Below are 25403 nucleotides of genomic sequence, written 5' to 3'. Positions count from 1 at the left end.
GGTGGCGACGCCTTGCCTGCATTCTGCCCCGAAACCGAACATCAAGGGGGTATGCGATGGAGCACAGACTTCACGTCGAAGGGCGCAAGGCCAACCGCAGCCGCGTGCGGATGAAGGGCAAGGTCAGGCATCTCAATCAGGAAGCCGAGGGACGTATCTACAACATCTCCCGGACCGGGATAGGTCTCGAACTGATGGGGCGCCTGCACGTGGCAAAGGGCAGCAACGTCATCATCCAGACCGATGACATCGGCCTGATCGAGGGGACCGTCCGCTGGGCTTATGGCGGTTATCTCGGCGTGCAGATCCAGCAAAATTCCAATGCGCTGGCACAGATATCGGCCTATTTCCGCAATTTCCACCAGGAAGTTAGGCCGGTTCTCACCCGCTGAGCCAGCGACGGCGGCGAAAAATCCTGTTGGCGACGGGGAGTTCGCCGTGCTCTGCGAGAGGAATCGCCCCCGCTCTATTGCGTCGCGGGGGCGGATTGCTTCAATTCGATGTCGAACGGCTGTATGCTCGCATTGCCGAGCAGATAGCGGAAATCGTTCAGATAGTTACGTGAGCGGGAAACCTCGATGTCGACGGTGCCGCCCGCTCCAGGCTGGTTCTCCGCAAGGCCGCTCAGCGAGAACTGCGCATTGTTGGTATCGCCGACGCCCTCGATCGTCGCGGTCGCCGCACCGGAGGGAACGACCAGCTCGACCTGTTTCTCACCGGCGCCGATGGGCTGGGTGGCCAGCTGCTGGCCGGCTGCGTCCTGCAGGACAACGCGACATTCAACGCATGGACCCGAGATCGCCCCGACATCGAGCAGGACCGTGGCCGGCGGCGCCTCGGTTTTTGACTGGGCGAAAGCGCTGGAAAACGGGAAGGAACTGCCGTTCATCGCCGTCCCGGCGGGGATGACAGAAGTGAACTTGGTCACATCATCGTTCGAAGACGCAGCACCCAGGGTGGAGAGGACAAAGGCGGGAGCCCCGATACCGAGCAGAAAGGCCTTGCCGTTGCTTTCCTCGCGCACGTAGTGCGCAACGAGCCCGCCGATCAGGGCAAGCAACAACAGAATGCCGAGCGAAGCGATCACCGGAACGGCTATGGAAAAGGACGGCTCGTTAACCAGCTTCGCCAACCATACCGCGAATTCGCCTGATTGCGCCCGAACGGCCATACGCGCCAGTTCCGGCGACATTCCCCCGACGGCTCCAGCCACAAAGATGGAACTCCACCACTGCATTCTGCCCCCCTATAAGCAATTGTCCTACACCCTATTACTCACCTTATAATTGCTTTTATTCTTAAAGACAACCAAAGATAAATGTGATCGTTCGCATATGTCGGTGGGGATCGCACAGGCATCACATCCCTGTCATTTTCAGGATGCACTTCTCGCAAAACAGACATACTCTCCCGGCCCGAGAGGATTTTCATGAAGGAGCCCCCCATGCCGTCTTTGATCGACCTCCATCCGATCTCCCGCCGCTCGTTCATGGGCGGCATCGCAGCCTCCACCGCGCTGATCGCGCTGCACCCCTTCGCAGCTCGGGCCAACGGCAATCAGGCGCATCTGCGCCTCATGGAAACCACCGACATCCACGTCAACGTGATGCCGTACGACTACTATGCCGACAAGCCGAACGACACGATGGGGCTGGCGCGCACGGCAACGCTGATCGATTCGATCCGGGCCGAAGCAGGCAACTCGATCCTTGTCGACAATGGCGACCTGCTCCAGGGCAATCCGATGGGCGACTACATGGCCTACAAGAAGGGCATGAAGGCGGGCGACCTCCACCCGGTCATCAAGGCGATGAACGTACTCGGCTATGATTGCGGCACGCTCGGCAATCACGAGTTCAACTACGGGCTGGACTTCATGTTCAACACCCTGGCGGGGGCGAATTTTCCGATCGTCTGCGCGAATTTCACCAAGGGCCAGCTCGCCAGCGATCCGAAACAGGACGAGCTGCATTTCAAACCCTATGTGATCCTCGAGAAATCGATCCGCGACGGCGCCGGGCAGACGAGCCCGATCAAGATCGGCTTCATCGGCTTCGTGCCGCCGCAGATCATGGTATGGGACGCCAAGAACCTCGAGGGCAAGGGCCAGACGCGCGACATCGTCGAGGCCGCACGGGCATGGGTGCCGGTGATGAAGGAGGAAGGCGCCGACATCGTCGTTGCGCTTTCCCATTCGGGCATCGACGGACACGGACAGACGGACCGGATGGAAAACGCCTCGCTCTATCTCGCCGGCGTCGAGGGCATCGATGCGGTCTTCACCGGACACCAGCACCTCGTTTTCCCGGGGCCGAAGGATTTTACTGATGTGCCGGGCGCCGACCCGGTCAAGGGTTCGCTGCTCGGCAAGCCCGCGGTGATGGCGGGCTTCTGGGGATCGCATATGGGCCTCATCGACCTGCTCCTCGAAAAGGACGGCAACGGCTGGAAGATCATCGACTTCACCTCGGAGGCGCGCCCGATCTACCATCGCGACGAAAGCCGCAAGATCGTCGCCAACGTCACCGACAAGGCGGAGGTGGAGGCCAGCGTCGCGGCCGAGCATCAGGCAACGCTCGAATATGTGCGCACGCCGGTCGGCAAGACCTCGGCGCCGCTCTATTCCTACTTCGCACTGGTGGCGGACGATCCTTCCGTGCAGATCGTCTCGAATGCCCAGACCTGGTATGTGAAGGACATGCTGAAGGAGAGCGCCTTCAAGGACCTGCCTCTGCTTTCGGCCGCAGCCCCCTTCAAGGCGGGCGGACGCGGCGGCGCCGATTATTATACCGACGTCGCCGCCGGCGATATCGCCATCAAGAACGTCGCCGATCTCTATCTCTATCCCAACACCGTACAGGCGGTGAAGGTGACGGGCGAGCAGGTGAAGAACTGGCTGGAAATGTCGGCTGGCATATTCAACCAGCTTAAGCCCGGTGAGAAGGATCAGCCGCTAATCAATCCGGATTTCCCGTCCTACAACTTCGACGTGATCGACGGCGTTTCCTACCAGATCGACCTGTCGAAGCCCGCCCGCTTCGACAAGGACGGCAAGCCGGTGCATCCGGAAACGAGCCGTATCGTCAATCTGATGTATGACGGAAAACCGATCGATCCCGGCCAGGAGTTCGTGGTCGCCACCAACAACTATCGCGCTGGAGGCGGCGGAAAGTTCCCGGAAATCGCCGCCGACAAGGTGATCCTCGTCGCGCCGGACACCAACCGCGACGTCGTCGTGCGCTACATCGTCGAACAGGGCACGATCAATCCCTCCGCCGACGGCAACTGGACCTTCGCACCGATGGAAGGAACGACGGCGGTCTTCGAGACAGGTCCGAAAGGCCGCGACTATGCCGCTGCCGTAAAGGGCGCAAGGATCGAAGATGCCGGCAACGGCGCCGATGGCTTCGCCAGGTTCCGGCTCATTCTCTGACCGCTCAGCAGGCCACTTCGCGCAGCGACGCCGCAGCGGGCCTGCCCATGGGTGTGGCAGGCGCCGTTTCATTGCCCTCCACCAGGCGGGCCATGGCGTCAGCCATGTTGTTGGGGCAGTTCGACAGCCGCTCCGCCATGCGGTCGACCAGCCATCGCCCCGCCGGGCCGGGCGGGGTGGCGACCCGCCACAGCGCGGCCAGGGGATATTCGAAGTGCTCGTAGGGCTCGACGTCGAGCCTGACCAGCCTCCCCTCGACAAGATCGTCGCGTACCATCGGAAGCGGCACCCCACCCCAGCCGAGACCGGCCAGCACCAGTCGATGCTTGGTGCCCATGTCGCTCACGCGCCATCTGCGCCGCGAGATGATGTTGAAGCCGCTGTTGTCGAGCGGACGTGTTGTGTCGGAAACGATGATCTGAACGTCTTCCTGAACGTCGGCGAGCGTCAGGCGCCTGCGCAGCATCGCCAACCGATGTTTGGGGGCGGCGACCGGCACGATGAAGGAATGGCCGATCTTGAGTTCCGAAACGCCGCTGACGGCCTCCTTGGTGGCGCCGCCGATGCCGATGTCGGCCGTCCCGTCCTCCACCATCCGGGCAACGAGGAAGGGCGAGCCGACCGTCAGGTGCAACGGCACGGTGGCAAACTGCCGCTGGAACAGGGTCAGCACCTCGAGCACCGTGAACTCCGGCACCATGACGCTGACGGCCACGGACAATTGCGGCTCCAGCCCCTCGGTCAGCGCCTTGGTGCGAGCGCGCAGCCCGTCGAGATCCGCAATGATGCGCCTGGCATCTTCCAGCACCGCCCTGCCGGCCTCCGTCAGCACCGGCTGGCGTACGCCGCTGCGCTCGAAGAGCGTCAACTGCAGTTGCGCCTCCAGATTGCCGATCGTGTAACTGATGACGGATTGCGCCCTGTTGAGATGTCTGGCGGCAGCGGAAAAGCTACCGGTTTCGGCAATGGCGACAAAGACCTGCAACTGGTCGAGCGTGGGATTCGGCAGCATAACTCCATCCAATTCATCGATTGAACGGATCGATATTATCACAGTTTTTTCGATTGGTCGTGCGACTTATGTGTCTTGCACCGCACACGTCTCCTCCCTGGACCTGCGGCTAACCATTCCAGATCAAGAGGCAAACCATGTCGAATCTCCTTCTTGTCCGCGGCAGCACCCGCGGCGACGATTCTCTCTCCACCAAGATCGCGCTGCAGCTTGTCGACGAACTGCGCCGCAAGACGCCAGACATGACCGTAGTCGACCGCGATCTCTCGCTTGCTCCCCTGCCCCATATCGGCGCCGATTTCTCGGCCGCGATCCGTCTGACACCCGAAGACCGCACTCCGGCCCAGGCCGAAGTCATCGCCGTTTCCGATGCTGCGGTCGATGAACTGCTCGATGCCGACACGATCGTGATCTCCACCGGCTTCATCAATTTCGGGATTTCCTCGATTCTGAAATCGTGGATCGACCATGTCGCCCGCGCTGGCCGCACCTTCCGCTATACCGAGAACGGCCCGGTCGGCCTCCTCTCCGGCAAAAAGGCCTATCTCGTCATCGCCTCCGGCGGCATCTACTCCGGCGACGCAGCCGCCTTCGATTTCGCCGAACCCTATCTTCGTCGCGTGCTGAACTTCATCGGCATCACCGACATCGAAGCGATTCGCATCGAAGGTGTCGCCTACGGTCCGGAAGCGGCCGAAAAGGCGATCGGCGCTGCAAAGGCACGCGCTCAGGAACTGGCGCAGGCTGCCTAAGCCTCGGCGGCCGGCCGGCCCACGATCCGGTTCCGGCCCTCGCCCTTGGCCCGATAGAGCCGCTCGTCAGCGGTCGATAGCAGGCCGTTGAAACTGTTGCCGTCCTCCGGGGCGGCAGCAATGCCGAGGCTGACGGTCACCGTCTCACCAGACGGATTGCGCACCGTGTCGCGGATGATCGCGCACAGCCGCTCGCCTATAACCATGGCCTCCGCATAGCCCGTGCGCGGGCACATCACCACAAATTCCTCGCCGCCGAAGCGGAAGAGATGATCCTGCTGCCTTATCTCGGACTGAAGGCAGCCCGCGATGGTCTTCAACAGATCGTCGCCGCGCAGATGGCCGAAACGGTCGTTGATCGATTTGAAATAGTCCACATCGAGAATCATCAGACTGGCCGGCGCGCCCTCCTTGAGCGAATCGCACAGCATGTGCGGGCCCTCGATCTCCATGCGGCCCCGATCGAAGACACCGGTCAGCACGTCGCGTCCGGTCCGCGCCAGCAGGTCCTCGTAGCGCTCCCGGAATGTCAGATCGCTGAAAATATCGCGGATCGGACGCCTCGCCTGCGTCGCGCCGACGCCGCGCAACAGGCGATGGTAAAGCGCAAACATCGCCGCATAGAGCGCGACGGAAACCATTTTCGCCTTCCAACCGCCCCAGAAGACCTCCATCGGTGCGTTGAAGAGGTAGCTCAGCAGCAAGAAGAAACCCGCCTGGTCGAAGGTGAGCACCACGGCGCCGCAGAGCCAGAACCGTATCACCGGCAGACGCGACATCGGTCGCCCGAGCCGCTCGTAGAGCAGGATTATGCCGAGCGAATCGAGATAGAGCAGCGTCGTTCCCCAGATCATCAGCAGGCCCATATCCCGCAGGAACTGCATGTCGGCAGCCTGGGCGGGCGTCGGCTCGATCGTCTGGTGCAACAGGAGAAGCTGCGCCACCGCAACCGTCACCAGATTGCCGAGGAAGAGCCCGTATATCGGCTGGCGCACCGTCGAGGCGTCCTCCTTGATGTAGAGCATCAGGATCATCATCAGCTTGCCCGCGAAGAATACGGAGGAGCCCGGCGATACCACGCCGAAGGGTAGTGCGATGTAGAAAACGGCCGCGAGATACGTCTCGACGAAATGCATGACGCCGAGCGCTGTCAGAAACACGCCAAGCCCGATCCTGTGACGGAAATGGAGAAGGGCCGTCATCAACACGAAATAGAGCACGGCTTCACTGACGAACAATGCCAGGTTCCACGTCTCCATACTCACGGTTCCTCATTCATGGGGACGATGCTGCAGCTTTGTATTATCAGGCTTTTCGGCACTTCAACAAGATCTGCCGAGATCCGGTCCGGCATGTCCGCCGGGCCAAGCTTCGACATGCCTCGGACGTAGAGACGTCACGACGACGCCAGGACCGACGGCCTTCCGCCCCCGTTGCGCTTTTCGCGCGCAAGGCCGGCAACCACCTCGGCCGGAACGGAAACCGCGATCCGCTCCAGCGGCTGCGGCTGGCCGAGCAGGTAGCCCTGCAGTTCGTCGCAACCCGATCGCGCGAGGAACGAGGCCTGTTCCAGCGTCTCCACCCCCTCGGCCACCACCGTCATGCCCAGCCGGCCGCCGAGATCGATGATCGAATGGACGATCGCTTCGGCGCTGCCCTCATCCCCGAGATTGGCGACAAAACCGCGGTCGATCTTGATCGTGTCGAAGGGGTAGCGGCTGAGATAACTCAGCGAGGAATAGCCGGTTCCAAAATCGTCGAGCGCAATCGCATAGCCGCTCGTCTTGAGTTCCTTGAGGATCTTCAGCGCCCGCTTGTCGTCGTCGATCAGCACGCTCTCGGTGATTTCCAGTTCCAGCCGCCGCGGGTCGACACCGGCCCTGCGCACGATATCGTCGAGACGGCGATGGAAATCCGTATGACGGAACTGGATCGGGCTGACATTGATCGAAAGTTTCTCGACGTTCTCCTCCAGCGCCAGAATGCGGCAGGCTTCATGGATCACCCATTCGCCCAGGGCGATGATATTACCGGATGCCTCGGCCACGGGGATGAAATCCACCGGGCTGACGATGCCGCGTTCGGGATGATGCCACCGCAGCAACGCCTCATAGGAGGTAACCTCCGCGGAAACGACGTCGACACGTGGCTGCAGGAAGAGTTCGAATTCACCCTTCGCAATGCCTGCGTCGAGATCGACTTCCAGCGCACGACGCTTCTCGATCAGCGCGTTCATGCCCGGCTTGAAAATCTGCCAGATGTTGCGACCGGCGTTTTTCGCGTGATAGAGCGCGACATCCGCCCGGCCGACCAGTTCTTCCACGGTTTCGGCATGGTCCGGGCACATGGCTGCACCGATGCTCGCGCCGCATTTGACCAGGTCTCCCGCGCCGATATCGAACGGCTTGCGGAAGGACTGTGCCAGCCGGTGACAGAAGTCCTCAACCTGCGCGACGAAATTCACCCGGGAAAGGATGATGGCGAATTCGTCGCCGCCGAGACGCGCCGCTATGTCATTGCGTCCCAGAAGCCTTTGCAGCCGGTCGGCCGTTTCGCGGATCACGGCATCGCCGGCCGGGTGACCATGAATGTCGTTGATGTCCTTGAAATGATCGAGGTCGATCATGAGGACGGCGCATCCGCCGAGCCGCCTGACGTCGGCAACGCTCTCGGCAAGTTTCTGGTTGAACAGCGCCCGGTTTGGCAGGGACGTCAACGGGTCGTGCTGGGCGAGATAGCGGATCTGGTTCTCGACGCGCTTGCGCTCACGAAGATCGATCAGGCAGACGATCCGCATCGTCTGGCCGCGATAGACGATCTCGCGCCCCTTGGCCTCGACCGGCACGAGTTCGCCGTCGACGCGAAGCAGTCCGATCTCCCCGTCGAAGTCGCTTCCATCACGGGCGATCTCGCCGGCGTCATCGGGACCGCGCACTATAAGCAGGCGGTCGATGGGGTATCCGAGGAGATCCTGAAGCGGCGTTCCCACCAGTTCCGCAAGCTGGTCGTTGCCGTCGACCACCACGCCGTCGCAGTGAATGACGATCGCCTCGAAGGTGGCGTTGGCGAGGGCGGTTACCCTTTCGGCCTCCTCATCGTCGCGCTTCAGGGCCTGCGCCTCTTCCCGCGCCCGCTCGCCGACCTCTATCTTGTCCATCAGCCGGTTGAAGAGTGCCGTCAGCTTTTCCGCCTCGTCACCCGCCTCCACCGGCAACCTGTGGCTGAGATCCGCCGTACCGGTGACGAGATCGGATAGCGCCTGTTCGACATGCCCGACGCCCAGACGGCTGCCGTGTTCGGCAACATTGAGGCCGATTTCCTCGACCTCGCCCGACACGCGGATCCCCATCGTTAGGTCGAGGAGCTTGAAGAAGAGCCAGCCGAAACCGAATGCCCAGTAGAAATTCAGCGCGGCGCCGAAGGCCTGGACGTAGAACTGATCGAAACGGCCTCCGGCCGGCAGACGCTCGACCGGAGCCAGAAAGGCCAGCGCAATCGTGCCCGCGACCCCGGCGAAGGCGTGAACGCCGACAGCACCGACGGCATCGTCGACGCCCAGTCTGCGCTCGAGGAAGTCATTGCCGAGGATCGCGACCACCGCACCCAGAGCGCCGACGATCAGCGCGCCGCCGGGTTCGAGCACATGGCAGCCGGCAGTAACGGCCACAAGGCCGCCCAGCATGCCGCAGAGCGATTTCTCGGGAAGCACGATGCGATCCTGCATATAGCCGAGCACATAGCCGACGCAGCAGGCCATGCCGCCGGCAAGCACCGTATTCAGGACGATCGGCGCGACGTCCGCATTGGCCGACAGCGTCGAGCCGCCATTGAAGCCGATCCAGCCGAAGAACAGGATGAGAGCCCCGGTCGTCGACAGAACAGGACTGTGTCCTGCGATGCGCACCGGCCTCCCTGCGTCATCGTAACGGCCATGTCTCGCACCAATCACGATACAGGCGGCAAGCGATATCCAGCCGCCGGTCGCATGAACCACCGTCGAGCCGGCAAAATCGATGAAACCGAGATTGGCGAGGAACGCCCCGGAATTGGGAGCCATGGCGGCGCCCCAAACCCAATGCACGAAAACCGGGTAGATGAAGGCCGACAGGAAAATGGAGCCAAGGACATAGGCGGCAAGCTTCATGCGCTCGGCGACGGCGCCGGAGACGATGGTTGCGGCCGTGCCGCAGAACATCACCTGGAACACGAAGAAGGCAGCCTCTCGGCTATCGAGGTTCCGCAGGAAAAAGAAACTGTCTTCAATGCCGATCGGCAGCCATGCCGAGCGACCGAACGCGAACATGAAACCGACCGCGGCAAAGGCGACCGCGCCGAAGACGAAGTCGAGAAGGTTCTTCTGCGCGACGTTGATCGAATTCTTGGAACGAACCATGCCGGCTTCGAGCAGAAGGAAGCCCACCTGCATCATCATCACCATGCCGGCCGCCGCCATCATCCAGGCAAGATCGGCCGCCGGGAAATCCATTCCAGCCCCAGCGTCGCTCGCAAACACCGCTCCGGGCGTCATGACAACGACGGGAAGCGCCGTCACGAGACGAAACAGCGGGCGAAAAAAAGGCGAAAATCGCAAGGCGCGAACCGATTCGAAAGTATCCTGATCGGTCAATACAAGCGGCAATCACTTAAAAATGCGTGATCGATCTTAATGTTTTTTCAGGATAAGGACGCGCTGCCGGCGCACCGGGCGGTCCAGGATCAAAACGCAATCAGGACAGGCGTTTCGCCCCCGGGCGGACTGGGCATTTCCTGTTCAGACCGAACGCGACTTCTCGCCGTCGGAAAAAAGGGACGCGCCGTTCTGGTCGATGATCTGGCGCGCCTTGCGGAAGGTGCATTCGAGCGCGTCGTCGAGCGAGGTGAAGATGTCGGCGCGAATGAAGGAACGTTCCAGCGTCTCGCCGTTCACCTGTTTTTCAATCCGTCCGGCCAGCCGGTACTGGCTGCCTTCACGGATTGGAGCCGCGTGGATCAGGCAGTCCTGATAGGATTGAGGCTCGGCGGCCGGAGCGGCAGGTGCCGGTCCCTTGGAGCCACCGGTGAAAACGGACAGGATGCTGGAAAGAAAGGAAGCCATGGCGATTGGCTATCACATCGCTCGCCGGAGAAAAAGTCCCGCGGCCATGGATTCGCCGGAAAGCGAATGAAGCCTTCGCGCTTTCGGTCTCAAAGGCATGGACATGCGCTATTTCATCTTCGCGATATTTCTTCTCGTCATCGGCCTTTTCGTCGGCAATACCAGCCTGTTCAGCCACTTCCCCGCGGGAGACGGCCCGAGACTGATCGCCCATCGCGGCCAACACCAGCTTTTCGACCGCACCGGCCTCGATGGCGAGAGCTGCACGGCGAGCCGGATCTACAAGCCGGAGCATCCGCTTCTCGAAAACACCCTGCCCTCCATGCAGGCTGCCTTCGCTTCGGGTGCCGATGTGGTGGAACTCGACGTGCACCTGACGCCGGATGGCGAATTCGCGGTGTTCCACGACTGGACGCTCGACTGCCGGACGAACGGCTCGGGCATCACGGAAGAGACGCCGATGAGCCTCCTGAAAACGCTGGATATCGGCTACGGCTACACCTTCGACGGAGGCCGGACTTTTCCGTTTCGCGGCACCGGTATCGGCCTGATGCCGACGCTCGACGAGGTGTTGACGACATTGCCGCAGGGCCGTTTTCTCATCAACTTCAAAAGCCGCCGAACGGAAGAAGGTGCGGAACTGGCGCGGCTGCTCGGTGACCCGGCGCTGCGCGAAAGGATTTTCGGCGTCTATGGCGGCGAGGAACCGACGAATGAAGCGGTCGCCAGCGTCGCCGGTCTTAAAGGCTACGGCAAGTCCTCCGCCAAGTCCTGCCTGCTCGGCTACCTGGCGACGGGCTGGAGCGGGTATGTGCCGGAGGCCTGCCGCAATGCGCTGGTGCCGGTGCCGGTCAACTATGCACCGTTCCTGTGGGGATGGCCGGAACGCTTCTACAACCGCATGGCCGCGGCGGGTTCCGAAGTCCTGCTGCTCGGGCCGATTGCTGCCGGCGATCCCGGCTCCAGCGGCATCGACGATATCGCACAATGGAAAAGCGTACCCGCAGGCTTTGCCGGCTATGTATGGACCAACCGCATCGAAAAGACGGCGGCGCTCGCACGGGAAAGCGGCTATTGCGACAGGAGCCCGGCATCGCGGCTGTGCAACCGCTGACACGGTCTTGCCTTTCTGCGCCGCTGGGCTACCGTCGAGCGTGTCCAGCAAGCGGAACGGGCTACCCCCATGCCGAAGCTTCTCCCGCCGATTTCCCGCCCATCCGGCGATTTCGCGCAGCATTTCGATCCGGCGGCAATCGGCGGCGATCCCGAGGCCTATCTCGCATCGTCCGAGGCGCGTTTTGCGGATATCCGGCCGCATGCGATGAAACAGATCGTCCGGGCGGACCCGGCAAACCGGACGCGAACGGGGATCTCCATTGTCTATATCCACGGCTTCTCCGCGACGGCAGGCGAACTGCGTCCCCTGCCCGACCTGATCGCCGCTTCGCTTGGCGCCAATCTCTTCCTTACCCGGCTCACCGGTCATGGACGCTCGGGCGATGCCATGGCGGATGCCAGCGTCGAAGCATGGCTGGACGACTATGCGGAAGCGCTGGCGATCGGAGAAAGTCTTGGGGAAAAGGTCGTGTTGATCGCCTGCTCGACCGGCGCCTCGCTTGCCACCTACGCCATGACGCTGCCGCGATTTTCAGGGCGCGTTGCGGCGGCGGTTTTTTTGTCCCCGAACTACGGCATCGCCAATCGCGGAGCCTTCCTGCTGACGCTCCCCTTCGCCCGTGGGATTGCTCGTCTGCTGCTCGGATCGCACCGGCGGTTCGAACCGGTCAATGCTGCCCACGCAGCGCTCTGGACGACGGTCTACCCGGTCGAAGCGCTGCTGCCGATGGCGCGTATCGTGCGGCTTGCCGTCCGTTGCCCGGTGGAAAGCATCGCGGTGCCGGCCCTCTTCATCCAGTCGCCGTCCGACCGCGTCGTCCGCTTCGACAAGACCGCGGCTGTTGCAAGCCGCTGGGGCGCTCCCCACCGGCTTCTCGACCCCGGCCCGGTCGGAGACCCGGAACGGCACGTGGTCGCCGGCGATGCGCTGTCGCCGGCAACGACCGCGCCGCTTGCCCGCGCCATCGTCGACTGGCTCGGCGGACTGCCGGCGCTCAGATGATGAGGTTGGCGAGGATGTCGTTTTCGGTGATGTCCTCGTAGCCGAGGCCGGCTTTTTCGAAACGGACCGCCAGTTCGGCGAAATTCTCGCGCCGGCTCGTCTCGATGCCGATCAGGATCGAGCCGAAGTTGCGGGCGGATTTCTTCAGATATTCGAAGCGGGCGATATCGTCGTCCGGCCCAAGCAGATTGAGGAAATCGCGGAGCGCGCCCGGCCGCTGCGGCAGGCGGAGGATGAAGTATTTCTTCAGTCCCGCATAGCGCATGGCCCGTTCCTTGACGTCCGGCAGACGTTCGAAGTCGAAATTGCCGCCGGAAACCACGGCGACAACCGTCCTGCCTTCGAGCCGCTCGCGCGGCAGAAGGTCAAGCGCGGCGATCGACAGCGCGCCCGCCGGCTCCAGCACGACACCCTCGACATTGAGCATGTCGGTCATGGTCACGCAGATCGCGTTCTCCGGCACGATCATCACCTGCTGGGGCGAAAATCCCTTGAGCGCGGCGAAATTCAGGTCGCCGATACGGGCGACGGCCGCACCATCGACGAAGTTGTCAACCTTCGACAGGGTAACGATCTCTCCTGCCTCGAGACTCGTCCTCAGGCTCGGCGCGCCGGCCGGTTCGGCAAAGAGGAAGGTTGCGGGCTCCAGACGGTCGGCCAGATAGCCGGTCATCCCGGCGGAAAGGCCACCGCCGCCGACCGGCACGACGACGAGGTCAGGCGTCACGCCCTCCGGCAACTGCTCGGCGATTTCGGCCGCCACCGTCGCCTGCCCCTCGATGATGTCGCTGTCGTCGAACGGGGGCACCATGAAGCCGCCGATTGCCTCGACATGTTCGCGGGCGGCAGCGTAGCACTGGTCGAAAATGTCGCCGAACAGCCGGATCGTAATGAATTCGCCACCGAACATGCGGGTCTTGTCGATCTTCTGCTGCGGTGTCGTGACCGGCATGAAGACGATGCCCGGCACGCCGAAATGCCGGCAGACGAAGGCAAAGCCCTGGGCATGATTGCCAGCGGAGGCGCAAACGAAGGTCTTGCCCCCGGCGCCGTCCGCCACGATCTTGCGCAGGAAGTTGAAGGCGCCGCGGATCTTGTAGGACCGCACCGGCGTCAGATCCTCCCGCTTCAGGTAGACATTCGCCCCGTGCCGGGCGCTCAGATGCTCGTTGAACTGCAGCGGCGTGGCGGGAAAGAGGCCCCGCATGGCTTCGAGCGCTGCATCGACGTCCTTGTGCGTCACGTTTTCCATCCGTTGAATTTTCAGGTCCGTCTCGCTATGGCATAGACAGGCGGCGGAGACAAAGCCTGTTTGTCCGACGACGAAATGGAAGCTTCGATCCTTGAACGCCAGCACTCTGCGATCCGTTGTCTATATCGCCTCCCTTTGCGGGCTCTATCTTTCGACAGCTATGCTGGTTCCGGCGATGGTCGATCTCTATTACGGCCATCCGGACTGGCGGGTCTTCACCACCTGCGCCTTCATGGTCGGCGGACTGTCCCTGCTCGCGGCGATGGCAACGCGCGGCGCCCCGCCCACGTTTACCAAGCGGCTCGGCTTTCTTCTGGTCAACGTCTTGTGGGCCGTCTTCTCGCTGGTCGGCGCGATACCGTTCATGTTCTCCGGCCCGCGGCTCGATTTCGCGCAGGCGCTGTTCGAATCCATCTCCGGCATCACCACCACCGGCTCGACGGTGATCGTCGGGCTGGATTCGATGCCGCCGGGGCTTTTGATGTGGCGCTCGCTGCTCGCCTGGCTCGGCGGCATCGGCATCGTCGCACTCGGGCTGTTCGTGCTGCCTTTCCTCAGGGTCGGCGGCATGTCCTTCTTCAAGATGGAATCCTCCGATACCGGCGACAAGCCGTTCGCCCGGCTGGCAACCTTCACCCGCGCCTTCATGGCCATCTATGTCGGCATCACGCTCGCCTGCGCCATCGGCTACGCACTCGCCGGCATGAGCCGCTTCGATGCGATCAACCATGCCTTCGCGACGGTTGCCACCGCCGGCTTTTCCACCCACGACGCTTCGTTTGACTATTTCAAGAGCGATGCCGTTTTGTGGGTTTCGACCTTTTTCATGACGATCTCGAGCCTGCCGTTCTCGATTCTCATCGTCTTCGTGGTCCGCGGTCGCCTCGACGCGCTTCGCGACCCGCAGATCGGCGTGTTTCTCGGCTATCTCTGCGCCTTTTCCGTTTCCACGGCGCTCTACAACCATCTGCGCAACGGCGAACCCCTTCGGGACGCCATAACCCACGGCTTCTTCAACTTCTCCTCTCTCCTGTCGACGACCGGCTTTTCCAGCCAGGACTATCTCGGCTGGGGGCCATTCACCGTCATGGCGGCGTTTTTCGCCACCTTCATGGGGGGATGCTCAGGGTCGACGGCGGGCGGCATCAAGGCATATCGATTCGTCATCCTGTTCAATATCGTCACAACCGGCCTCAAGAAGCTCATCTATCCCAATGCCGTCTATTCGGTGCGCTACGGCAACCAGACGGTCGACGCCGAAACGCAAAGAACGATCTTCCTTTTCTTCAGCGCCTATATCTTTCTCTGGGTCGTGGGCAGCCTCGCCATGGCGGCCCTCGGCTACGACATGGCGACATCGGTTTCCGCCGTCATCACCGCGCTTTCGAACGTCGGCCCCGGCGTCAGCCCGCTCATCGGCCCGGTGGGCAATTTTGCGAGCCTCAACGATCCTGAACTGTATCTCCTGTCCCTTCTGATGCTGCTCGGTCGTCTGGAGGTTCTGACGGTCCTCGTCCTGCTGATGCCGGTCTTTTGGCGCAACTGACGAAAACAGAATTTCGCCCGCTTGACGGCACGCCGCTTTTTTCCAGACTGGGTACCGGTGACTCGCAGGCGGGGATGTCGTGCACATGGGGAAGATCATTCACAATGCGCTGAAACGGGTGGCGATTGCCGCGTGTCTCAGCCTCGCCGCGTCGGGTGCTCTGGCCGGCATGCTCGCCACGGCCGCGGCAGAGGCCGAGAAGACGGCGGACAAGGGCGATTTCATCCGTGCCTTCGAGACCATGCGCGACGCGCTCGGCGATTTTACCGCCATGATGCCCCTGACCATCGGCAAGGCCGCCTTCGTGAGCGAAAAGCCGAAGGCTTACGGCTCCTACCGGCCGAAAGCGGAACCTGTCTTCGAAGCCGGCGAACCGCTGATTACCTATATCGAGCTTATCGGCCTTACCTGGCAGCGGCAGGAGGACGGCCTGCAGCATTCCGCCTTCACGGTCGATTTCGAACTGATCGACAGCAAGGGTGAAATCCTGGCCGGCCAGAAGAATTTCGGCACCTTTTCTTTCGCCGGCTTTGTCCGCAACCAGGAAATCTACACACATCTGACGCTCGACGTCGACGGCGCCGCTCCAGGTGCCTATCGTCTGCGGTATACGGTCAACGACACGCTCGGTCGGCGATCGACCAGCTTCGAGCAACCCTTCACCGTCGCGGCGCGCAACTGATCCGTCTGCAGTCGTTTTCCAGCCGGACGGACAGGCACCGCGACTTGTGATATATCGCTAAATTCGAATTCAGAGTTTAAGCAAGCGTACATATTCCCCTGTCATAGAGATTGCATCGAGACAGGGGGACATGCGTGACAGAGATTCATGAGCGGCGGACAAGTATCGGCTTCTTGTTCGCGGTCGCGCTGCCGGCAGCGCTCGGCACGATCTGCGCCATACTGATTGCGGTCTACACCCTGGTATGGGCCTCCTCCAACATCGACCGCGCCACCGCCGAACGGCAGGACATCGTTGCACGGGTGGCGCTCGACCGTATGCGCAAGGAGATCTCCCACAATCAGGAGAGCGTCACGGTATGGGACGAAGCCGTCCGCAAGACGAGCATCGAATATGATGCCGGGTGGATCGACGGCAATCTGGGCCGCTGGATGCATGATTATTTCGGCCATGACGAACTCTACATCGTCGATACACGGAACGCTCCGGTCTATGCCTTCGCCCGTGAAATCCGCCAGGAGCCCACCTACTTCGAGACCGTGGCATCCGTCGCCGTTCCCCTTGCCGAAAACCTCAGGACCATGTTGCGACAGGGCATGGAGCCCGACAAGGACCGGCGGGAACAAACCGTGGGCAAACAGGACTATGCCTTTGTCAACGGGCATCCGGCGATCGTCAGCCTCAAGCCGATCGTTTCCGACAGCGGCGACATCGAGCAGGCGCCGGGAGAGGGATTCCTGCACATTTCCGTGCGTTACATGGACGGAAGCTCTCTTTCCGAACTTGCCAGCGTTTATCAGTTCGCCGCGCCCGCCTTCGTTCGCCAGTTCGCAGCCGGAGCGGGTTTCGGCCATGCAGACCTTACCAGCGGCGCGGGCGACACCATCGGCTATATCCAGTGGCGGTCCGATGCGCCGGGTTCGCAGTTCCTGAATTCCATCTGGCCGCTCGTCGCGGGCGCCGCCGGACTTCTGGCCGTCGCCGTGGTGACGGCGCTTGTCGCGCTCCATCGGAAATCGGTGAACGCCGCCGAACACCGGGACCGCATCCGCTTCCTTGCCCATCACGACCCCCTGACGTCGCTCCCCAACCGCTACAGCTTCGAACTGGATCTCGACAGGGCCCTTGCCGGCGATGAGAAACGGCCGATACCGCTGGCGGTCATGTATCTGGATCTCGACCGCTTCAAGAAGGTGAACGACACGCTCGGGCACGGCGAAGGCGACAATGTCATCCTGGAAGCAACGAGGCGCGTGCGAACATTGCTTGGCGAGGGCGACAAGCTCTATCGTATCGGCGGCGACGAATTCGTCATCATCGCGCGCAGCGTCGATCACGGCGCGGCGCAGGCTCTTGCGACAGCAATCGTGGCGGCCATCCAGAAACCCTTCGAACTCGGCCACAACACCGCCCATATCGGCGTATCGATCGGAATCGCCTTTGCGCCGGAACATGCCGACAACCGCCCTGCCCTCGTGCGCAAGGCGGATCTGGCGCTTTATCACGCCAAGGCGCTCGGCCGCAGCCAGCATGCCTTCTACAGCCAGCACATGGACGCTCTGATCGCGGACACGGCCCGGCTGGAAAAGGATCTCCGTGTGGAACTGGATACGTGCGAGAACCTGAAGGTGTATTATCAGCCCAAGGTGGAGGGCGATACCGGCAGGATGGTCGGCGTGGAGGCGCTTGTGCGCTGGCATCATCCGGACCGCGGCCTGTTGTCGCCGGACCTGTTCATCGCGATTGCGGAAGACTCCGATCTTATTGCATCGACAGGCTTCTTCGTTCTCGAACGGGCCTGCAGCGACGCGCGGGACTGGCCGATAGACACCATTGCGGTCAACGTGTCGCCTTCCCAGTTGCGCGATCCCGCCTTCCCGCTCAAGGTTGCCGGAATCCTCGACAAAACCGGGCTGCCTCCCTCGAAACTGGAACTCGAGATCACGGAGTCCGCCGTCATGCAGGATCGAGAATCCTGCGCAAAGGCGATCGCGGCGCTGCGCACACTGGGTGTCAGGATCGCCCTCGACGATTTCGGCATCGGCTTTTCCTCGCTCGGACGCCTGCAGGAGATCGGCGCCGACCGCATCAAGATCGACGCCATGTTCGTCGCCGGCGTCGGCAAGTCGGCGGGCGACGAAGCGATCATCCGCGCCATCACCCAGCTCGGCCATGCCCGCGGCCTCTCGATCACCGCCGAAGGCGTCGAAACGGCGGCACAGCGGGATTTCCTGGTTGCCAGCGGATGCGACGAATTGCAGGGCTATCTCTATTCCCAGGCCGTTCCCGGCGAAGACATCTGGCGCATGCTCCAGCATTCGCCGCAGGGGCCGCTCCGCAAGGCTGTATGAGGCCGCCGGCGCCGAATTCACCCGGCGAACACATTCCCCGGCATCGGCCCTTGACCGAATCCGCCAAGTGCTGGACATAGAAGCCCGCGCGGACGTGGCGAAACTGGTAGACGCAAGGGACTTAAAATCCCTCAGCCTTAGGCTATACGGGTTCGACCCCCGTCGTCCGCACCACTCCGACGCTACATTTCAATCTGTCAGGGGAATATGACATGCCACAACGCGGTGGCGCTTGGTCCGCCCCGGTTTCGTATGACTGTCGTGCCTGTCAGGCAGCGTTCGTGGCGACGAAGGCGACGCCGAGTTCCTTGGCGTTGCGCCATTTCGCCTGGCAGGGACGAATGCTTCCGTCCTCGAATCGCAGGCTGAATTCATCCGGCACGCCGACGGTCGTTTCCATCACCAGCTTGGCTCCGCCCGCCGAAAGGTTGCGGACCATGCAGTCGAAGGTGGAATACCCGCCCGGCAGGATGATCCGAGCCGCCTTCAGCGCCCGCGCCCTTGGTTGTGCCCTTTTCTCTTCCATGGCCGTCGATCCTGTCCATTCGACAGAATTGAATACGGAAAATCCCTAAGGTTTCATTGCCGTGACAGGCGAATACTGGCCACGCAAGCGAAAAGGGCGGAGGAAAATCCTCCGCCCCATCCATTCATTGAGATAAAAAGACCGATCAGGCGAGCTTTGCGGCAAGCTTGGCGACGTGGGCGCCCTGGAAACGGGCTGCTTCCAGTTCGACTTCGGAAGGCTGGCGCGAACCGTCGCCGTCGGTGATGGTCGATGCGCCGTAGGGCGAGCCGCCCTTGACCGCTTCGACGCCCATCTGGCCCTGGAAGGCATAGGGCAGGCCGGCGACGACCATGCCGTGGTGCAGCAGGGTCGGAATGAAGCCGAGGATGGTGGATTCCTGGCCGCCGTGCTGGGTTGCGGACGAAGTGAAGACGGAGCCGACCTTACCGACAAGCTTGCCGGCGAACCACAGACCGCCGGTCTGGTCCCAGAAGTTGCGCATCTGCGAGGCGACCGTGCCGAAGCGCGTGCCGGCGCCAACGATGATGGCATCGTAGTTTTCGAGTTCTGCCGGGGTTGCGATCTCGGCCTTCTGGTCAAGCTTGAAGTGCGAGCTCTTGGCGACCTCTTCCGGAACGAGTTCCGGAACGCGCTTGACGGTGACGTCGGCACCGGCCGATTTTGCGCCTTCCGCCACGGCATAAGCCATGGTTTCGATGTGCCCGTAGGAGGAGTAGTAGAGAACGAGTACCTTTGCCATTGGTCTGCTTTCCTTGGTTGGGATGGCCGTTTGCGGCTGGTCGCCGAAAAGCCGTTTGATAAAGTCGAGGATCATGCCCGATGTTCCGTCGTGATCGATGGAGGTAATCTATAGCGGCGGTCGGTCGTTCACCAGATGACGACACTGATACGCAGTGTTCATTCCAGGTGAACGTTTTTCCCTTGCATTCGCAATTCCGTTGCACATCGCCGTGCGACGCCTCCACTATCCTGCCACTGGCGATTGGCCTCCTGTTTTCGATTGCCTCTTGCTTTCGACGGGCGGCGGACTACCTTCGCCGCGGACAATCGGGACCTCAGGATTTCATGACACAACAAGCCATCAAGACCGCGGCGATGCTCGCCATCGGCGATGAACTGCTTTCGGGCCGCACCAAGGACAAGAATATCGGCCACCTCGCCGACATGCTGACGGTCGCAGGCATAGATCTCAAGGAAGTGCGCATTGTCGGCGACGAGGAGGATGCGATCGTTTCGGCGCTGGATGCGCTGCGCAGCCGTTACGACTATGTCTTCACGTCGGGCGGCATCGGGCCTACTCACGACGACATCACCGCCGATGCGGTGTCGAAGGCGTTCGGGGTGCCCTGCGAACACGATGCCGACGCGATGCGCCTGCTCGGCGAGATGTATCAGCGCCGCGGCCTCGAATTTACCGAGGCGCGCCAGCGCATGGCGCGCATGCCGCGGGGGGCGCGCCACATTCCCAATCCGGTGTCGACCGCGCCGGGCTTCATCATCGGCAACGTGCATGTCATGGCCGGTGTTCCACAGGTCTTCCAGGCGATGCTGGACGCCGTGATTTCAGCCCTTCCCGCCGGCGCGAGGGTCATTTCCCGCTCCATCGCCTGCCCCTTCGGCGAGGGCGATATCGGAACACTTCTCGCCGGCGTACAGAAGGTGCATCCCGATACCTCGATCGGCTCTTATCCGCAGTTCGACGGACAGCGTTTTTCGACGGAACTCGTGGTGCGCGCCCGCGATGCGGCAGCCGTCGACGCGGCGGCGGCCGACATCCTGGCCATGATCGCGGCGATCACCGCCGAGAAGGATGCCGACCGCCGGAAGGATCTCGGCACCGGTGAACTCGCCTGACGCTGCGCGCTATTGACCGAAGTCAAGGAAGGGACCAGTCTCCGGCGGCAGTATGTTGAAGCGGGACCGATTTAAACACCGCCGAGGAGACCACCATGGGTTACAAGACACTTCTTGCCGTCCTGGACACGCAGAAAGACGCGCAACAAATCACTGATTTTTCTATTTTCCTTGCCGAAAAATTCGGTTCCCACATCGTCGGACTGCACGCCGAGGCGCTAGCCGCCGTGCCGCTGGTCGCGCCGATGGAAATTCCGGATCCCGCCACCGTTCAGGCGCTGCAGGACATGGCCCACAAGGAAACCCTCGCAGTGGAGCAGGTCTTCCGCGCCGCAGCCGAGCGGAACGGGACCTCTCACGAATGGCGAAGCTTCGTGTCTTCCGCCGGCTACAGCGCCGCTTCGCTGATCGACAGCGCCCGGTCTGTCGATCTGGTGGTGGCCGGCCAGGGCGAGAGCGGGCTGCTTTCGGAAAGCCGCGCCGATCTTGAGAATTTCCTGTTCGAAAGCGGACGCCCCGTGCTGCTCGTGCCTTATATCCTGAAACAGCCAAAGCCGATCAAGCGGGTCCTGATTGCCTGGAACGGTTCGCGGGAAGCCGCCCGCGCCACGTTCGACGCCCTGCCCTTCCTGAAGGCCGCCGAGGCGGTCGAGGTCTTCTCGGTCGATCCGCCGGAGACTGTCAGCCAGTCCGCCTCGATGGCGGGTGCCGAGATCGCGGCAACGCTTGCCCGTCACGGCGTCAACGTCACCGTGGTGCTTCAGGAATCGGACAATCTCCCGGCTTCCGCGGCAATCGAGAACCGTCTCTCGGACAGTTCCATCGACCTGCTCGTCATGGGAGCCTACGGCCACAAGCGCTGGTGGGAAGCCCTGTTCGGCGGCGTAACCCGCACCGTGCTCGATTCGATGACGGCACTGACGCTGTTGTCCCGCTGAAAATACGAGGGGCCGACAAGCTCTTGCGCTCGGCCCCGAAATGCCGCTAATAGCAGCGGCCAGAGACCAGAGCCCCTTGCGGGCGACACTCGCGCGGCATGTCCGCGCGTTTGCCGTTTTTGGCATCGGCGCGCCGCATGCGACGCGCCGTTCCGCAACGGACCGGTCTTCAAAGGATGCCGGCCGGCCGGCGAACACGAAACCCTCGCCCTTGCGGAGCTCTTAGTCTGATGTCCCTGCCCGATAAAGCCTTTCCCGTTTCCTGGGATCAGTTCCACCGCGATGCGCGCGCCCTTGCCTGGCGGCTGGCCAGCCTCAATCAGGAATTCCGCGGCATCGTCTGCATCACCCGCGGCGGCCTCGTGCCGGCAGCGATCATTTCGCGGGAACTCAACATCCGCCTGATCGACACCGTCTGCATCGCGACCCGTCACGACTATGTCAATCAGGGAGAGACGCAGCTTTTGAAGGGCATCGTGCCCGATCTTGCCACCGATGGCGGTGCGGGCGTCCTCGTGGTCGACGACCTCACCGACACCGGCAAGACGGCGCTGGAGGTCCGCGAAATGCTGCCGAAGGCACACTTCGCCTGCGTCTATGCCAAGCCGAAGGGCGTCCCGACCATCGACACCTTCATCACCGAGGTCTCACAGGATACCTGGATCTACTTCCCCTGGGACATGGGCTTCACCTATCAGGAGCCGATCGCCAAGGGCAGCAAGGGCTGATCCACCTCAACGATATACGGTCGCATCTTCCAAGCCCGCCATCCGGCGGGCTTTTTCGTCGACAGCGGGGATTGCATCCGGCTATTCAGCCCGGCAGCCGGCGCTCGTATTCCCGGCACAGCCGGGCCCATCCATCCCAGAAGGGCTCGCTGCGGCCACCGGAAAGTACCGCGGCGAGCACTTCGAGATGCATGTGCCAGCCGGCGCCGATCATGATCTCGTTGGTCCGGTCGCTGATGCGGCGGTGGATGACGGTGAGCAGCACCTCGCTTCCCTTCGGTTCCAGGGTGAAGGACACCTCGCCCCGTTCGCCCCAGGAAAACACCAGGCGCCGCGGCGGATCGACCTCGATAATGCGGCTCTGCATCCGCTGTTCCTCAGGAAAGGCGTCCGGGCGCTTTCCCGGCGGATCGGTCAATTCGTCGTTACGCCAGACAAGTTCGAAAGGCGTGCCCGCATTCATCTGCATGGTTCCCGCAGCGAGCCATTTTCTGCGCAACTCGCCATCGGTCAGATAGGACCAGACACGTTCTGCCGATCCAGGCAGAATTCGTTCGATCTTCAGCGTGGCGGGCTCGATCAGTTCGCCAAAGGTGTGCATGCCTGCAAGTTCGGTCATTGCTCTTCTCCTCTTTCACTGGTTCGGGTTTGCCGCCCATCCTCCTCACGAAGCAGGCGTTCGAGCGTATCCAGACGGCTGGTCCAGAAGCGTTCGTAGAATTCGAGCCATTCATGGGCGCTGGCGAGCGGTCCCGGCTCGATCCGGCAAAAATGGGTGCGGCCGCGCACCTCCCGCCGGAGCAGACCGGCGGCTTCCAGCACCTTGATATGCTTGGAGACTGCCGCAAGCGACATGTCGAAGGGTTCGGCAAGCTGGCCGACGGTGCGTTCACCGGAGGTCAACTCGCGCAGCATGCGCCGGCGCGTTGCGTCGCCGAGCGCGTGAAAAACATCGTCCAGAGACTGCTCAAGATATTCAACCATAAAGTTGAATATACGGCATCCGAGTCAATAGTCAACCGACCGGTTAAATAAAAACAGACCTTCGGCGCGGTGCCACCGCTCTGACTCGCGAAGAAGAGGACATCTAAAACAAAAGGCGCCGCATCGCTGCGGCGCCTTTTTCTGATCGGGAGTCGGATAGCCGGGTTATGCCGCGTAGCGCGACTGGCCGGCATAGGCGCTGCCTTCCAGGCGGAAGCGGCCGAGCTGTTCCTGCAACTGACGGGCTTCGCCGGCCAGAATCTCGCTGGACGCAGTGGTTTCTTCCACCATGGCGGCATTCTGCTGGGTCATCTGGTCCATATGGTTGACCGAGGTGTTGATCTCGCCGAGCGCCGAGGATTGTTCCTGAGCCGCAAGGGCGATGCTCGCCACATGGTCGTTGACGCGGTTGACCAGTTCCTCGATCTCGGTCAGCGCCTTGCCGGTCGACAGCACCAGCGAGACGCCGCCGTTCACCTCCTCGGCCGACGCCGTAATCAGCGTCTTGATTTCCTTGGCGGCATTGGCGGAACGCTGGGCGAGTTCGCGCACTTCCTGGGCGACGACGGCAAAGCCACGCCCGGCCTCGCCTGCACGCGCCGCTTCGACGCCGGCATTCAGCGCCAGCAGGTTGGTCTGGAACGCGATCTCGTCGATCACCGAGATGATCTGGCTGATCTTCTGCGAGGACTGCTCGATACGGCCCATGGCGTCGATGGCGCTGCGGACGATGGCGCCCGACTTGCCGGCGCTTTCCTTCGTCTCATGCACCATGCGGCTCGCTTCGTTCGCCCGTTCGCTGGAGGTGCGGACGGTCGTGGTGATCTCCTCGAGCGCGGCTGCGGTTTCCTCGAGTGCCGCCGCCTGCTGCTCGGTGCGGCGGGCAAGCTGGTTGGCGGCCGAGCTCAGCTCGCCGGAGTTGGAGGTGATCGTGCCGGCCACGGAGCGGATGTTCAGCATGGTGCTGCGCAGTGTGCCCATGGTGGTATTGACGTTTGCCTGAAGTTCGGCGAAGGCGCCCTGGAACTGCCCCTGCATTTCCTGCATCAGGTCGGCGTCGGACAGTGCGGCGATGACGCGACGGACCTCGGTGATGCCGCGATCCACGCTTTCCACGAGTTCGTTGACGCTCGCGGCAAAACGCTGCAGGTCCTCGTCTTCGTAGGCCTTCGAAATACGCTTGCTGAAATCGCCGGCAACGGCTGCCGCGACGATGCCGCTGATGCTGGTCTGCAGGTCCTTGCTCTGGGCGTGCAGTGCAGCTTCCTGAGCTTCCATTTCGCGCATCTGCCGCTCGTTGGCCTGGAAGACTTCCAGCGCGCGCGCCATCGCACCGATCTCGTCCTTGCGGTCGGTGCCGGGAATGACTTCACCCAGCTTGCCGGATGCAAGCTTCGACATGACGTCGGTGAGGTTCCGGATCGGCTTTACGATGCCGCGGCTTGCCAGCAGGAAACTCGCGGCGACGCCGGCAACGATGCAGAAAATGGCCGTGGCAAAGAGCACGACGACGGTGAAGCTCGAGGCGGCAAGCGCAGCGGCGCGGGACTTGGCGAGCGATTCGGCGGACGAAGTGCTGTAGAGCTTGACCGTGTTGGTGACGGTCTTCTGGGCTTCCAGGACCTTGTCGAGTTCGGCGGCCATCATCGCCCGGTCCTTGCCGGCGTCGGTTGCAGCGACCGCTACCATTTCCCGGATCTTGCCGAAATAGGCGCTCAGCGTGGTGCGGATGTCTTCCAACAGCTTCTGTTCGTTGGCGTCCGCCGTCGAGGCGATTTTCGGCAGGCGGTCCAGCATCTCCTTGGAGCGCTTGTCCGTTTCGGCGGCGAAGTCGGCGGCCTTCTCCGGCGCGAGCGCGAGTTGGTAGGTCATGCGGCTGATGGCGATGATGTCGACGCGCAGGTCCATGGCCTCGCGGGCCACTTCCTCGCGTGCGCCTGTGTCCTTGAGGGACGCACCGAGGGAGAAGAGGCTCTGCGCTCCCACCGCCGCAATGATGCCCGCGGCACAGCCCATGAGAACGACCAGAAGACTGATCTTCTTCAGGATAGAGAGATTGACGATGTTCATGTGGAAATCCCGTGGGGGCGCGAACCGGCTCATGCGCGGCGGCTACCCGTCCCGTAAA

The 25403-nt window shown here is 62.3% G+C and carries 22 protein-coding genes and 1 tRNA gene; 12 read left to right on the top strand and 11 right to left on the bottom strand.

The window, feature by feature from the left end:
* Positions 1-56: 56 nt before the first annotated feature.
* Positions 57-392 (top strand): PilZ domain-containing protein, encoded by a 336-nt coding sequence (locus ACLBKR_RS06905; RefSeq protein ID WP_112830227.1) that lies wholly within the window; start codon positions 57-59, stop codon positions 390-392.
* Between the two features lie 74 nt (positions 393-466).
* Here the strand turns inward: ACLBKR_RS06905 and ACLBKR_RS06900 are convergent, their stop codons facing one another.
* Entirely contained in the window at positions 467-1237 is a 771-nt protein-coding gene (locus ACLBKR_RS06900; protein WP_162759003.1) for a hypothetical protein, read from the bottom strand.
* Positions 1238-1444: 207 nt separating this feature from the next.
* Here ACLBKR_RS06900 and ACLBKR_RS06895 point away from each other — a divergent pair, with 207 nt between their 5' ends.
* Positions 1445-3433 carry a bifunctional 2',3'-cyclic-nucleotide 2'-phosphodiesterase/3'-nucleotidase gene (locus ACLBKR_RS06895; protein ID WP_113442872.1) on the top strand — a complete coding sequence of 663 codons (1989 nt, stop codon included), beginning with the start codon at positions 1445-1447 and terminating at the stop codon, positions 3431-3433.
* 4 nt (positions 3434-3437) lie between these two features.
* Here the strand turns inward: ACLBKR_RS06895 and ACLBKR_RS06890 are convergent, their stop codons facing one another.
* Positions 3438-4445: a LysR family transcriptional regulator gene (locus ACLBKR_RS06890; protein ID WP_113487599.1), complete on the bottom strand. Its 1008-nt coding sequence runs from the start codon at positions 4443-4445 to the stop codon at positions 3438-3440.
* Between the two features lie 137 nt (positions 4446-4582).
* On the opposite strand from ACLBKR_RS06890, the gene ACLBKR_RS06885 reads away from it, so the two are divergent.
* Complete coding sequence (locus tag ACLBKR_RS06885) at positions 4583-5197, top strand: FMN-dependent NADH-azoreductase (protein WP_112830231.1); 615 nt, start codon at positions 4583-4585, stop codon at positions 5195-5197.
* On the opposite strand, the gene ACLBKR_RS06880 is transcribed toward ACLBKR_RS06885, so the two are convergent.
* The 3 genes from ACLBKR_RS06880 to ACLBKR_RS06870 all read right to left on the bottom strand — a co-directional run bounded on the left by ACLBKR_RS06880 (position 5194) and on the right by ACLBKR_RS06870 (position 10292).
* Positions 5194-6456, bottom strand: coding sequence for a diguanylate cyclase (locus ACLBKR_RS06880; protein ID WP_414901093.1), 1263 nt, complete (start codon positions 6454-6456; stop codon positions 5194-5196). The two genes, ACLBKR_RS06885 and ACLBKR_RS06880, sit on opposite strands and share 4 nt — an antisense overlap.
* Positions 6457-6593: 137 nt before the next feature.
* Positions 6594-9683, bottom strand: coding sequence for an ammonium transporter (amt, locus tag ACLBKR_RS06875; RefSeq protein WP_414901091.1), 3090 nt, complete (start codon positions 9681-9683; stop codon positions 6594-6596).
* A gap of 285 nt (positions 9684-9968) precedes the next feature.
* Positions 9969-10292 carry an HlyU family transcriptional regulator gene (locus tag ACLBKR_RS06870; protein WP_113439064.1) on the bottom strand — a complete coding sequence of 108 codons (324 nt, stop codon included), beginning with the start codon at positions 10290-10292 and terminating at the stop codon, positions 9969-9971.
* A 103-nt stretch (positions 10293-10395) separates the two neighbouring features.
* On the opposite strand from ACLBKR_RS06870, the gene ACLBKR_RS06865 reads away from it, so the two are divergent.
* Entirely contained in the window at positions 10396-11406 is a 1011-nt protein-coding gene (locus tag ACLBKR_RS06865) for a glycerophosphodiester phosphodiesterase family protein (protein ID WP_113339660.1), read from the top strand.
* A gap of 69 nt (positions 11407-11475) precedes the next feature.
* The gene (locus ACLBKR_RS06860; RefSeq protein ID WP_414901088.1) at positions 11476-12411 is read left to right on the top strand and encodes an alpha/beta hydrolase; all 936 of its coding nucleotides are present in this window, start codon (positions 11476-11478) and stop codon (positions 12409-12411) included.
* Here ACLBKR_RS06860 and ilvA read toward each other — a convergent pair.
* On the bottom strand, positions 12404-13654 hold the full coding sequence (gene ilvA, locus ACLBKR_RS06855) for a threonine ammonia-lyase (RefSeq protein WP_414901086.1): 1251 nt from the start codon (positions 13652-13654) through the stop codon (positions 12404-12406). The genes ACLBKR_RS06860 and ilvA overlap by 8 nt on opposite strands.
* A 100-nt stretch (positions 13655-13754) precedes the next feature.
* Between ilvA and ACLBKR_RS06850 the strand changes: the two genes are divergently transcribed.
* The 4 genes from ACLBKR_RS06850 to ACLBKR_RS06835 all read left to right on the top strand — a co-directional run bounded on the left by ACLBKR_RS06850 (position 13755) and on the right by ACLBKR_RS06835 (position 18416).
* Entirely contained in the window at positions 13755-15209 is a 1455-nt protein-coding gene (locus ACLBKR_RS06850) for a TrkH family potassium uptake protein (protein ID WP_112830235.1), read from the top strand.
* 85 nt (positions 15210-15294) lie between these two features.
* A complete protein-coding gene (locus tag ACLBKR_RS06845) occupies positions 15295-15891 on the top strand; it encodes a hypothetical protein (protein ID WP_113339621.1) in 597 nt (198 codons plus the stop codon).
* A 134-nt stretch (positions 15892-16025) separates the two neighbouring features.
* A complete protein-coding gene (locus ACLBKR_RS06840) occupies positions 16026-18242 on the top strand; it encodes a putative bifunctional diguanylate cyclase/phosphodiesterase (protein ID WP_414901083.1) in 2217 nt (738 codons plus the stop codon).
* An 88-nt stretch (positions 18243-18330) separates the two neighbouring features.
* Positions 18331-18416: transfer RNA gene (locus tag ACLBKR_RS06835), tRNA-Leu, on the top strand.
* A gap of 94 nt (positions 18417-18510) precedes the next feature.
* On the opposite strand, the gene ACLBKR_RS06830 is transcribed toward ACLBKR_RS06835, so the two are convergent.
* Together ACLBKR_RS06830 and wrbA are read right to left on the bottom strand one after the other, a co-directional pair.
* Positions 18511-18768, bottom strand: coding sequence for a PilZ domain-containing protein (locus ACLBKR_RS06830; protein ID WP_112830238.1), 258 nt, complete (start codon positions 18766-18768; stop codon positions 18511-18513).
* A gap of 145 nt (positions 18769-18913) precedes the next feature.
* Positions 18914-19510, bottom strand: a complete 597-nt coding sequence (gene wrbA / locus ACLBKR_RS06825; RefSeq protein WP_112830305.1) for an NAD(P)H:quinone oxidoreductase type IV — start codon at positions 19508-19510, stop codon at positions 18914-18916.
* Between the two features lie 326 nt (positions 19511-19836).
* Between wrbA and ACLBKR_RS06820 the strand changes: the two genes are divergently transcribed.
* The 3 genes from ACLBKR_RS06820 (at position 19837) to gpt (ending at position 22291) form a co-directional block, all read left to right on the top strand.
* The gene (locus tag ACLBKR_RS06820) at positions 19837-20625 is read left to right on the top strand and encodes a competence/damage-inducible protein A (protein WP_113437813.1); all 789 of its coding nucleotides are present in this window, start codon (positions 19837-19839) and stop codon (positions 20623-20625) included.
* A 95-nt stretch (positions 20626-20720) separates the two neighbouring features.
* Positions 20721-21563 carry a universal stress protein gene (locus tag ACLBKR_RS06815; protein WP_112830240.1) on the top strand — a complete coding sequence of 281 codons (843 nt, stop codon included), beginning with the start codon at positions 20721-20723 and terminating at the stop codon, positions 21561-21563.
* A 230-nt stretch (positions 21564-21793) separates the two neighbouring features.
* Positions 21794-22291: a xanthine phosphoribosyltransferase gene (gpt, locus tag ACLBKR_RS06810; RefSeq protein WP_112830241.1), complete on the top strand. Its 498-nt coding sequence runs from the start codon at positions 21794-21796 to the stop codon at positions 22289-22291.
* Positions 22292-22376: 85 nt separating this feature from the next.
* Here the strand turns inward: gpt and ACLBKR_RS06805 are convergent, their stop codons facing one another.
* From ACLBKR_RS06805 to ACLBKR_RS06795, 3 genes are all read right to left on the bottom strand, one after another.
* Entirely contained in the window at positions 22377-22910 is a 534-nt protein-coding gene (locus tag ACLBKR_RS06805) for an SRPBCC family protein (protein WP_113339642.1), read from the bottom strand.
* The gene (locus ACLBKR_RS06800) at positions 22907-23275 is read right to left on the bottom strand and encodes a metalloregulator ArsR/SmtB family transcription factor (RefSeq protein ID WP_113437812.1); all 369 of its coding nucleotides are present in this window, start codon (positions 23273-23275) and stop codon (positions 22907-22909) included. Before ACLBKR_RS06800 ends, ACLBKR_RS06805 begins: the two co-directional genes overlap by 4 nt.
* Before the next feature lie 165 nt (positions 23276-23440).
* A complete protein-coding gene (locus ACLBKR_RS06795; protein ID WP_414901079.1) occupies positions 23441-25345 on the bottom strand; it encodes a methyl-accepting chemotaxis protein in 1905 nt (634 codons plus the stop codon).
* Between the last annotated feature and the right edge of the window lie 58 nt (positions 25346-25403).

Source organism: Paenirhizobium cremeum (assembly GCF_047553425.1).
GTDB lineage: Bacteria > Pseudomonadota > Alphaproteobacteria > Rhizobiales > Rhizobiaceae > Allorhizobium > Allorhizobium cremeum.
This window is presented reverse-complemented; position numbering and strand designations above follow the sequence as displayed.

Coding starts and splice junctions, on each gene's coding strand:
- ACLBKR_RS06865 (WP_113339660.1), top strand. CDS start 10,396: ATGCGCTATTTCATCTTCGCGATATTTCTTCTCGTCATCGGCCTTTTC.
- ACLBKR_RS06895 (WP_113442872.1), top strand. CDS start 1,445: ATGCCGTCTTTGATCGACCTCCATCCGATCTCCCGCCGCTCGTTCATG.
- ACLBKR_RS06815 (WP_112830240.1), top strand. CDS start 20,721: ATGGGTTACAAGACACTTCTTGCCGTCCTGGACACGCAGAAAGACGCG.
- ACLBKR_RS06845 (WP_113339621.1), top strand. CDS start 15,295: ATGGGGAAGATCATTCACAATGCGCTGAAACGGGTGGCGATTGCCGCG.
- ACLBKR_RS06900 (WP_162759003.1), bottom strand. CDS start 1,237: ATGCAGTGGTGGAGTTCCATCTTTGTGGCTGGAGCCGTCGGGGGAATG.
- ACLBKR_RS06860 (WP_414901088.1), top strand. CDS start 11,476: ATGCCGAAGCTTCTCCCGCCGATTTCCCGCCCATCCGGCGATTTCGCG.
- amt (WP_414901091.1), bottom strand. CDS start 9,683: ATGGATTTCCCGGCGGCCGATCTTGCCTGGATGATGGCGGCGGCCGGC.
- ACLBKR_RS06890 (WP_113487599.1), bottom strand. CDS start 4,445: ATGCTGCCGAATCCCACGCTCGACCAGTTGCAGGTCTTTGTCGCCATT.
- ACLBKR_RS06795 (WP_414901079.1), bottom strand. CDS start 25,345: ATGAACATCGTCAATCTCTCTATCCTGAAGAAGATCAGTCTTCTGGTC.
- ACLBKR_RS06800 (WP_113437812.1), bottom strand. CDS start 23,275: ATGGTTGAATATCTTGAGCAGTCTCTGGACGATGTTTTTCACGCGCTC.
- ACLBKR_RS06880 (WP_414901093.1), bottom strand. CDS start 6,456: ATGGAGACGTGGAACCTGGCATTGTTCGTCAGTGAAGCCGTGCTCTAT.
- wrbA (WP_112830305.1), bottom strand. CDS start 19,510: ATGGCAAAGGTACTCGTTCTCTACTACTCCTCCTACGGGCACATCGAA.
- ACLBKR_RS06830 (WP_112830238.1), bottom strand. CDS start 18,768: ATGGAAGAGAAAAGGGCACAACCAAGGGCGCGGGCGCTGAAGGCGGCT.
- ACLBKR_RS06905 (WP_112830227.1), top strand. CDS start 57: ATGGAGCACAGACTTCACGTCGAAGGGCGCAAGGCCAACCGCAGCCGC.
- ACLBKR_RS06870 (WP_113439064.1), bottom strand. CDS start 10,292: ATGGCTTCCTTTCTTTCCAGCATCCTGTCCGTTTTCACCGGTGGCTCC.
- ACLBKR_RS06820 (WP_113437813.1), top strand. CDS start 19,837: ATGACACAACAAGCCATCAAGACCGCGGCGATGCTCGCCATCGGCGAT.
- ACLBKR_RS06805 (WP_113339642.1), bottom strand. CDS start 22,910: ATGACCGAACTTGCAGGCATGCACACCTTTGGCGAACTGATCGAGCCC.
- gpt (WP_112830241.1), top strand. CDS start 21,794: ATGTCCCTGCCCGATAAAGCCTTTCCCGTTTCCTGGGATCAGTTCCAC.
- ACLBKR_RS06885 (WP_112830231.1), top strand. CDS start 4,583: ATGTCGAATCTCCTTCTTGTCCGCGGCAGCACCCGCGGCGACGATTCT.